Source organism: Microbacterium sp. zg.Y909, assembly GCF_024626565.1.
The window spans coordinates 1-8,920 of sequence record NZ_JANJFJ010000181.1 but is presented as its reverse complement, the minus strand read 5'-3'; the positions used below and the strand labels follow the sequence as shown (position 1 = coordinate 8,920).

Below are 8,920 nucleotides of genomic sequence, written 5' to 3'. Positions count from 1 at the left end.
GTGATGTCGGGACCGACGGCGAGGGCGAGGTTGGTCGGCAGCGTCCACGGGGTCGTGGTCCACGCGAGCGCCCGCACGGCCGTCAGTCCGAGCGACTCGGCCTTCACGCCGACGAGCGGGAAGGTGACGGTGACCGACGGATCCTGGCGCATCTTGTAGACGTCGTCGTCCATGCGCAGCTCGTGATTGGACAGCGGGGTCTCGTCGCGCCAGCAGTACGGCAGCACGCGGTGGCCCTCATAGGCGAGGTCCTTGTCGTAGAGCTGCTTGAACGCCCACAGCACCGATTCCATGAAGCTGGTGTCGAGGGTCTTGTACCCGCGATCGAAGTCGACCCAGCGGGCCTGGCGGGTGACGTAGTCCTCCCACTCGCGCGTGTACTCCAGCACCGACGAGCGCGCCTTGTCGTTGAACGCGGCGAGCCCCATCTGCTCGATCTGGCTCTTCTCGGTGATGCCCAGCTGCTTCATCGCCTCGAGCTCGGCCGGGAGGCCGTGGGTGTCCCAGCCGAAGACGCGGTCGACCTTCTTGCCGCGCATGGTCTGGAAGCGCGGGAAGAGGTCCTTGGCGTACCCGGTGAGCAGGTGACCGTAGTGCGGCAGGCCGTTGGCGAACGGCGGGCCGTCGTAGAACACCCACTCGGGGGCGCCCTCGCGCTGGGCGATCGAGGCCTGGAAGGTGTCGTCCTTGCGCCAGAACTCCAGGACGTCCTTCTCGATGTCAGGGAAGCGCGGGTTGGGCACGACGCCGGCGGCGGGGCCGAACGAGGCGCCGGGCGTCGACGGCGTACCGCTCGCGGCGCTCGGTGAACTCATCGAGGGGCGGGGATAGGTCATGTCACTCCAGCAGGTTGCGATTGCGTCCTGCGAGGACGACCCGTAGGCCGCGGTACCACCCCGCGTGATCCCGGCTGACGCCGTGGACCCTCTCTCACTGCGGCTGTGACGGGCCTGCCCCGCTCGGTTCTACTGACGGCTTCCCGCGTTCTTCCGAGAGCTCCCCGGTGATGGCCGGATCGATGCTGGTCGTCCGATTCTACGCGTCCGTAGGCTGGAGTGCATGCCGCCCCGCGAGAACCGCCCCCGTCCGCCCCGCCAGGCGCTCCCCGATCTGCCGCCCCGACTGTCGGCGGGGACGACGCTCGGCCGCCGCAGCGACGTGTCGCAGACGAGGATCGAGGGCCTCGCCGGCGACGTGGATGCCGCTCACGCGCGGCTGGTGGAGTGTGTGCTCGGAGCGAGCGCGGTGGATCGGCTGGACCTCACCGGGGCGACGCTGATCGACGTCGCGATCGAGGAGCTGCGAGCCACCACGGTCGCCGCCATCAGCGGCACGTGGCGCTCGGTGGCGATCACCGGCGGCCGCATCGGCACCCTCGACCTCTCCCGCGCGCAGATGGATGCCGTCGAGGTGCGCGGTGCCCGTATCGATTACCTCGCGCTCGGCCAGGCCGTCGTGGCGGACCTGCTGATCGCGGACTGCGTGATCGGTTCGCTGGATCTGCCGGGCGCGACGCTGGAGCGGGTGCGGTTCGAAGAAAGCCGGGCCGACGACGTGGACACCCGCGAGATGCGGGCAACGGACCTCGACCTGCGGGGACTGCAGGCGCTGGGGTACACCGATCCGGCGGCGCTTCGAGGCGCCACCCTCGCGCCGCACCAGGCATCCGCCTTGGCGGAGTCGTTCGCGGCGGCGCTCGGCGTGCAGGTGCGCGACTGAGCCAGCCCGGTCACCGTCCGGCGGCGAGCAGCTCTCGTGTGAACGGATGCAGCGGCGACGCGAAGACGTCGGCAACCCGTCCCTGCTCGACGACCGCGCCATCCTGCATCACCAGCACGTCGTCGGCGACGGCGGCGACCACGTCGAGGTCGTGCGAGACGAAGACCATCGTGAGGTCGCGGTCGGCGCGCAGCCGGCGAAGCAGCGCCAGCACGCGCTCCCGCACGGTGGGATCCAGCGCCGAGACCGGCTCGTCGAGCACGAGCACCTCGGGGTCCACCGCCAGCGCCCGAGCGATCGCGGCACGCTGACGCTGCCCGCCCGACAGCTGCGCGGGCAGGCGTCGCGCGAGGGCGGCATCCAGCCCCACCTCAGTCAGCAGCTCCGCGGCCCGGGCGGAGCGGCCTGACCGTGGCATCCCGCCTGCGGCGAGCGCCTCGCGCACCGAACGGCCGATCGTCCATCGGGGGTCGAACGCGCCCAGCGGGTTCTGGTGCACGAGCTGCACCCGGCGGCGCAGAGCCTGCTCGTCGCGCCGGGACCACTGCGCGCCGCCGATGCTGACCGAGCCCGCGTCAGGTCGCTCTATGCCGACGATCATCCGCGCCAGCGTGGTCTTACCCGAACCCGACTCCCCCACCACCCCCAGCGTGCGCCCTCGCGGGAGGTCGAAGGACACCTCCCGCACCGCGGGGCGATCGAACGCCTTCGACAGCCCTCGCACGGAGACGAGCGGCTCTTCACCAGGGGCGTCCGGCTGCGCGGCCGGCGGTTCGTGGTGAGACGCGGCGACGAGCTCGCGGGTGTGAGGGTGCTGCGGCGCATCGAACACCTGGGCGACGGTGCCCTGCTCCACGAATCTGCCGCCCTGCATCACCGCGACGCGATCGGCAACCCGGCGCACCGCGGCGAAGTCGTGGCTGACGAAGACGACGGCCGTGCCGCGGTCGGCGATCGAGCGCAGCACGTCAAGCACGCGGGCCTGCACCGTCGCGTCGAGCGCCGTCGTGGGTTCGTCGGCGACGAGTACGGCCGGCTCCCCCGCCAGCGCTGAGGCGATCAGCGCGCGCTGACGCAGGCCCCCGGACAGCTGGTGCGGGTACTGCCGCACCCGTCGGGCGGCATCAGGCATGGCGACGTCGGTGAGAAGCTCCTCGACCCGGGCATCACGGGCGGCGCGTGACATCCGCGGCTCGTGGATGCGCAGGGGCTCGGCCACCTCCGCGCCGACGCGCCGGAGCGGGTCCAGGGAGACGAGGGCGTCTTGCGAGACCAGCGCGACCCGCGACCCGCGCAGTCGGCGCCAGCCCCGCTCGTCGAGCCGCAGCGCATCGACGCCGTCGACGGTGAGCTCGTCGGCCGACATGCGCGCGCCGTCGGGAACGAGACCCAGCAGCGCACGCGCGGTCAGCGACTTGCCGGCGCCGGACTCCCCCACGATCGCCAGGCACTCACCGGGGGCGACGGTGAGCGATACTCCGGCGACGGGAGTGGCGCGCCCGATCGAGATCTGCAGCCCCGACACCTGCAGCGCGATCATGACGGCCGCCCCTCGGCGCGAGAGCGCAGCGTGCGGCCGACGACGGTGGCGGCGATGACGGTGAGCGTGATCGCCGCGCCGGGGAACACCGACACCCACCATGCCTGCCCGATGACGTTGCGACCGCCCGAGAGCATCAGCCCCCATTCCGGCGTGGGCTCGCTGGGGCCGAGCCCCAGAAAGCCCAGGCCGGCGGCGGCGAGGATGCTGGAGCCGATGCCGATCGTCGCGAGCAGGCTGAGCGACCCGATGACGCCCGGTGCGACGTGGCGGACGAAGGCGAGCGGCGGGCGGACGCCCAGGATGCGGGCGGCCTCCACATGCTCGGCCGTGCGCAGCGTGCGAGTCTGCGCGCGCGCCAGCCGTACGTACACCGGCACCGCGGCGATGGTGACGGCGAGCGCCACGTTGGTCGGCCCGGGGCCGAGCACGGCGACCACCACGAGCGCGATGAGGAACTCGGGGAACGCCAGCAGGATGTCGGTGGCGCGCATCGCGACGGCATCCACCACCCGGGGGGCGACGCCCGAGAGCGAGCCGACCACGAGCCCGACACCGAAGGCGAGCGCGGTGGCGAGCAGGCCGATGCCGACGGACCGTGCCGCGCCGTGCACCACCCGGGAGTAGACGTCGCGTCCGCTCTGATCGGTGCCGAACGGATGCTCCGCCGAGGGCGGGAGGAGGGCCTGACGCACGTCGGTCTGCAGCGGATCAAGCGAGGTGAACAGCTGCGGCGCGAACGCGGCCGCGGCCACGACCGCCAGCACGGCGACGGCTCCGGTGAGGAGCACCCGCTGCGCCGGCCTCACGCCGGCACCCCCGTACGCGGCGCCGCCGGCGACGGCAGGCGGCGCAGGCGCGGATCGATCAGCGGGTAGACCAGCTCCACGATGGTGTTGACGACGACGAACACCAGCGCGCTCAGCAGGATGATGCCGGTGATCACCGGCAGATCGCGATCGGCGATCGCGGCGAGGGTCACCCGGCCGAGGCCCGGGCGGGCGAAGACGGTCTCCACCAGCACGGCTCCGCCCAGCAGCGACCCGACGAGGTACGCGGCCAGCGTGAGGGCGCCTGTCGCTCCGTGACGGAGGGTGTGGTGCAGCGTCAGCCGGGTCGGGCTGGCGCCCCGTGCGCGCACCGTCGTGGCGAACGGCTGGCGTTCGGCGGCTTCGATGCCGTCACGCAGTACCTGTCCGAGAAGCGCCGCCACCGGGAGCGCGAGCGTGATCGCGGGCAGCACCAGCGTCGCGGGGTTGCGCGACCCCGACACCGGGAACCAGCCGAGCCCGAACGCGAACACGCTCAGCAGCACGAGCCCGATCCAGAACACCGGCGACGAAAGCACCACCAGTTCGACGCCCGCGGTCAGGGTGCGCGCCACACGCCCCCGGGCGAGCAGGGCGACGGCGAACGCCACGGCGACGGCGATGAGCAGGGCGAGGGCGGTCAGCTGCAGCGTGGCGCCGAGCTGACGGCCGATGACCTCGGCAACCGGCATGCGCAGCTGGTACGACTCCCCCAGGTCCCCCCGCAGCAGCTGGCCCAGGTACGCGATGTACTGCTCCAGCGGTGGGCGGTCAAGCCCGAGCTCGGCGCGGATGCCGTCCTTCACGGCGGCGCTCACCTGCGCCTGCGGGCCGAGCATCACGTCCACGGGGTCGCCGGGGATCACCCGGAACGCCAGGAACGCCACGGTGGCAGCGCCCCACAGCACGATGACGACGGATGCCGCGATGCCGGCGGCGCGCAGGGCGATGCCCCGGGCGCGCTGCGCCACTGGCGTCATGGTGACCTCCGCGCCCCGAGGGCGCTCGTTCACCCGACGGTCACGTCGTAGAAGAGGGGGCGTCCGTACAGATCGTAGGACAGTCCCTCCACCCGCTCTCCGACGGCTGTGATGAACGCGGGGTTGTACAGCGGCACGATGGCAACGTGCTCGGCGTTCCACTGCTGCACCTCGCGGTACAGCACCGCGCGCTCGGCGGCATCCGTCCTCGTCACGGCATCCTCGAGCATCAGATCCATCGCCGGGTCGTTCACCTGCGAGGCGTTCTGGAATCCCTCGCTGTGCAGGTGGCTGCGCAGCAGATCGGGGTCGACGCCCGAGAAGCCCCAATCGGTGAGGTCGAAGGTCTTGGGACCGTACTGCTCGTTGTAGGCGCCGGGTTCGAGCACCTCGCGCACGATCTCGAAGCCCACCGCCTTGAGGTCGGACTGGATCGCATTGGCCAGCGCCGCGCGGTCGTCGGGCACCGGGGTCCAGGCGATCCAGCGGGCCGACAGGCGCTCGCCGGCCTTGGTGCGGTAGCCGTCGGCGTCGCGTTCGGTCCAGCCGGCCTCGTCGAGCAGCGCGTTCGCGGCGGCCGGGTCGAAGGGCCAGGTGCCCTCCAGAGTCTCGTCGTAGCCGGGAGTCGTCGAGCCGAGGATGCTCCAGGCGCGCGGGAACTGGCCGGAGTAGATCTCCTCGACCGCGGTGTCGATGTCGATCGCGCGACTGAGCGCCTGACGCACGCGCTGGTCGGCGAACACGCCGTACGCCTCGTTGAGGTAGAGCGAGTACGGCAGGCCCGGGTACTCGAGCGAGTCGACGGTGAGCGGGTCGCCGAGATCGGCGGCGAGGTTCGGCGGCAGCTGACTGGCAAGGTCGGCCTCACCGCTTTCGACGACCCCGATGCGGACCGCGGCCTCGGGGAGGATGCTCACCCGCAGTGTCTCGAACGACGGGGCGCCCTGGCCGTCGGGGCCCCAGGCGTAGTCGTCGTTGCGGGTGTACACGATCTCCTGGTCGGGCGTGTAGTCGGTCAGCTCGAACGGGCCGGTGCCGACGGTGACGCCGGGCCCGCCGGCCTTGAGGCGATCGGCGGACTCTTCGAGGACGGCGGGTGAGTAGAAGCCGAGCTGAGCGGTGCTGGCCGCCTGCAGGAAGGGCGCGTAGGCCTGGGTGAAGTCCACGCGCACGGTGTGGTCGTCGACCACGTCGGTGCCGGCGTAGAACTCGGCGCCCATCATGCTGGCCGCCTGAGCGGATGCCGTCTCGGGGTCGACGATGCGGTCGAAGTTCGCCTTCACCGCGGCGGCGTCGAACGGCTCGCCGTCGTGGAACGTGACGTCGTCGCGCAGCTCGAACGTGTAGCTGGTGCCGTCGTCGGAGACCTCCCACGACTCGGCGAGCCACGGCGAGAACGTGCCGTCGGCCTCCTGGAACACCAGGGAGTCCAGCACGGCGCGCTGCACGAGCGACGAGACGTCGAGCTGGCTGGTCTGCGGGTCCATGTGCCCGGCGGAGAGGTTCGCCCCCTCGATGGCCCACACGACCTCGCCGCCGTCGTCGGCGGTGTCACCGCCCGCTCCCGCGCAGGAGCTCAGGACGAGCGCGGTCGCCATCGCGACGGCGGAGACGGACAGGGTGCGGCGAAGCGAAGGCATGCGGGACCTCGGGGGTGTCAGGGGTGAGCCGTTCCACGCTACCCCGTTTTTGGACGGGGTGGATCAATTGGCCGGGCCTGGGCGGGGCAGGTCAGGGCGGGGCGGGGCGCCGCGCGGCCGACGTGAGGGGATCTGCCCGGATGAGGGCCGAACTCGGCATCCGTCCCTCATTCGGGCAGATCCCCTCATTCCGGCACCTCCCTCGCGCGGGTACCGCGCTCACGCCGGGACCGCCCTCACGGCGGCATCGCCCTGGCGCGCGGGCACCGTGCCATCAGCGCGCCCGGTGCAGCCCCTGCCCCACGGCCCGCTGGATGAGGTCCTGCACGCGTGGCCAGTTCTCGACGACGTCCACGTAGTCCACGCGGATCACGTGGTACCCGAGCAGCATGAGCGCGGCGTCGTGCCGGATGTCGGATCGCCGCTGCGCGCCGACATGGTGCGCGCCGTCGATCTGCAGCACCAGGCGCTCGCCGATCAGGAAGTCGACGCGATGGCCCGCGATCCATGCCTGCGGCACGATCGGCAGCCGCATCCATCGCAGCCGCGGCGGCACGAAGCTCTCGAGGCCGGAATCGGCGAACGGGCTCGCGGCGGCCAGGATACGTCGCGCGGTCGCCGTCAGCGGGAGCCGCGCCATCGCATCGCGCTCGACAAGCCGGCGACGCAGCGCCGATTCCCAGATGGCGAGCGCGTGCTCGAAGGATCGACACTCCGCCACCAGACCGAGGACGTTCTCGATGGGGTCGACGAGGGCATCCGGATGCCGCGGGATGAGCGGCCGACCCCAGTGAATCCGGGTGCCGGCGTCGTGGATTCCGCCGGCGTGAGGCTTGGCAGCCACGTGCGCCTCGGTCTCAGCGAGAACCCACAGGCCCAGCCGCCGAGCCTGGGTCACGCACGTGAGCACGACGCCCTCGCGCGCGGCGGCGACGAGGTACGGGTCGGCATCCGGCGCGGCCACCCACAGCCGGCGCACCCGCGCGAGCTCGCCCCGGGCGACAGCCTGCGCGATCCGGTGCTTGCTGACACCCGTCGCGCGCAGCGATGTGCACCGCGCTACGCCGCCGGCCGCCCTCACCTGTGCTGACAGATCCATGCACCGAGTGTGCCGATGTCGCCTCTCGCTGCGAGACGCGCCGGCGCGGACGGGGAGAAGAGGGACGACGACAGCGCCTGGGGAGGAGCCGACGCTGATCCCGGGGCCGACCCGGTGCCCTGCTCCGGGGTCACGCGCGGCCCGGATAAGGCGATCTGCCCGGCTGAGCGCTGGAAGCGGCATCCGACCCTCATTCCGGCAGATCCCCTCGTTGCGGCGGCACGCCGCGCACGCCGCGCACGGCCCGCGCGGCCCGCGCGGCTCGCGCGGCAGGCGCACGCGCGGCATCGCCCACGGCCCGGCGCACCCCGCACCCGCGACACGGTCACAGCGCGGCCCCGGTAAACTGTGCGGACGGTCCACACTCAGGCACGCTCACACAGTGCCGCACATATCGCTCGAGGAGACACCTATGTCGCAGATCCCTGACAAGCCCGCGCTGGAAGGCCTCGAGCAGAAGTGGGATGCCGCCTGGAGCGAGCAGGGCACCTACCTGTTCGACCGTGACGCCGCGAAGGCCAAGGGCCGCGCCGGCGTGTACTCGGTGGACACTCCCCCGCCCACGGCATCCGGAAGCCTGCACATCGGGCACGTGTTCTCGTTCACCCACACCGACGTGAAGGTGCGCTACGAGCGCATGCGCGGCAAGACGGTGTTCTACCCCATGGGCTGGGACGACAACGGCCTGCCCACCGAGCGGCGCGTGCAGAACTACTACGGCGTCCGCTGCGACCCGTCGCTCCCCTACACCCCCGACTTCACCCCTCCGTTCGAGGGCGGCGACAACAAGAGCAGCAAGGCCGCCGACCAGGTGCCCATCAGTCGCCGCAACTTCATCGAGCTGTGCGAGCGTCTCACCGTCGAGGACGAGAAGCACTTCGAGGCGCTGTTCCGCCAGCTCGGTCTCAGCGTGGACTGGACCCAGACCTACCGCACCATCTCGGACGAGACGGTGCGCACCAGCCAGCTGGCGTTCCTGCGCAACGTCGAGCGCGGCGAGGCCTACCAGGCGATGGCCCCGACCCTGTGGGACATCGACTTCCGCTCCGCGATCGCCCAGGCCGAGCTCGAAGACCGCGACCAGCCTGCCGCCTACCACCGGGTCGCCTTCCACCTCACCGACGGCACCGGCG

At 71.9% G+C, this 8,920-nt stretch carries 8 protein-coding genes; 2 read left to right on the top strand and 6 right to left on the bottom strand.

Annotation, left to right across the window (positions count from 1 at the left end):
* The coding region (locus NQ160_RS13435) for a class I tRNA ligase family protein (protein WP_306853338.1) at positions 1–836 on the bottom strand (836 nt) is incomplete at its 3' end.
* Between the two features lie 223 nt (positions 837–1,059).
* Between NQ160_RS13435 and NQ160_RS13430 the strand changes: the two genes are divergently transcribed.
* Positions 1,060–1,719, top strand: a complete 660-nt coding sequence (locus NQ160_RS13430; RefSeq protein WP_257515723.1) for a hypothetical protein — start codon at positions 1,060–1,062, stop codon at positions 1,717–1,719.
* Positions 1,720–1,729: 10 nt separating this feature from the next.
* Here NQ160_RS13430 and NQ160_RS13425 read toward each other — a convergent pair whose 3' ends face one another.
* The 5 genes from NQ160_RS13425 to NQ160_RS13405 all read right to left on the bottom strand — a co-directional run bounded on the left by NQ160_RS13425 (position 1,730) and on the right by NQ160_RS13405 (position 7,787).
* Positions 1,730–3,259: a dipeptide ABC transporter ATP-binding protein gene (locus NQ160_RS13425; RefSeq protein WP_257515722.1), complete on the bottom strand. Its 1,530-nt coding sequence runs from the start codon at positions 3,257–3,259 to the stop codon at positions 1,730–1,732.
* The gene (locus NQ160_RS13420; protein ID WP_257515721.1) at positions 3,256–4,068 is read right to left on the bottom strand and encodes an ABC transporter permease; all 813 of its coding nucleotides are present in this window, start codon (positions 4,066–4,068) and stop codon (positions 3,256–3,258) included. The genes NQ160_RS13425 and NQ160_RS13420 overlap by 4 nt, the downstream gene beginning before the upstream one ends.
* A complete protein-coding gene (locus NQ160_RS13415; protein ID WP_257515720.1) occupies positions 4,065–5,048 on the bottom strand; it encodes an ABC transporter permease in 984 nt (327 codons plus the stop codon). Before NQ160_RS13415 ends, NQ160_RS13420 begins: the two co-directional genes overlap by 4 nt.
* Positions 5,049–5,077: 29 nt before the next feature.
* Positions 5,078–6,688, bottom strand: coding sequence for an ABC transporter substrate-binding protein (locus NQ160_RS13410; RefSeq protein ID WP_257515719.1), 1,611 nt, complete (start codon positions 6,686–6,688; stop codon positions 5,078–5,080).
* Positions 6,689–6,962: 274 nt separating this feature from the next.
* Positions 6,963–7,787: an endonuclease domain-containing protein gene (locus NQ160_RS13405; protein ID WP_257515718.1), complete on the bottom strand. Its 825-nt coding sequence runs from the start codon at positions 7,785–7,787 to the stop codon at positions 6,963–6,965.
* 412 nt (positions 7,788–8,199) lie between these two features.
* Here NQ160_RS13405 and NQ160_RS13400 point away from each other — a divergent pair.
* A partial coding sequence (locus tag NQ160_RS13400; RefSeq protein WP_257515717.1) for a valine--tRNA ligase occupies positions 8,200–8,920 on the top strand: 721 nt, incomplete at its 3' end.

Coding starts and splice junctions, on each gene's coding strand:
- NQ160_RS13425 (WP_257515722.1), bottom strand. CDS start 3,259: ATGATCGCGCTGCAGGTGTCGGGGCTGCAGATCTCGATCGGGCGCGCC.
- NQ160_RS13405 (WP_257515718.1), bottom strand. CDS start 7,787: ATGGATCTGTCAGCACAGGTGAGGGCGGCCGGCGGCGTAGCGCGGTGC.
- NQ160_RS13410 (WP_257515719.1), bottom strand. CDS start 6,688: ATGCCTTCGCTTCGCCGCACCCTGTCCGTCTCCGCCGTCGCGATGGCG.
- NQ160_RS13415 (WP_257515720.1), bottom strand. CDS start 5,048: ATGACGCCAGTGGCGCAGCGCGCCCGGGGCATCGCCCTGCGCGCCGCC.
- NQ160_RS13430 (WP_257515723.1), top strand. CDS start 1,060: ATGCCGCCCCGCGAGAACCGCCCCCGTCCGCCCCGCCAGGCGCTCCCC.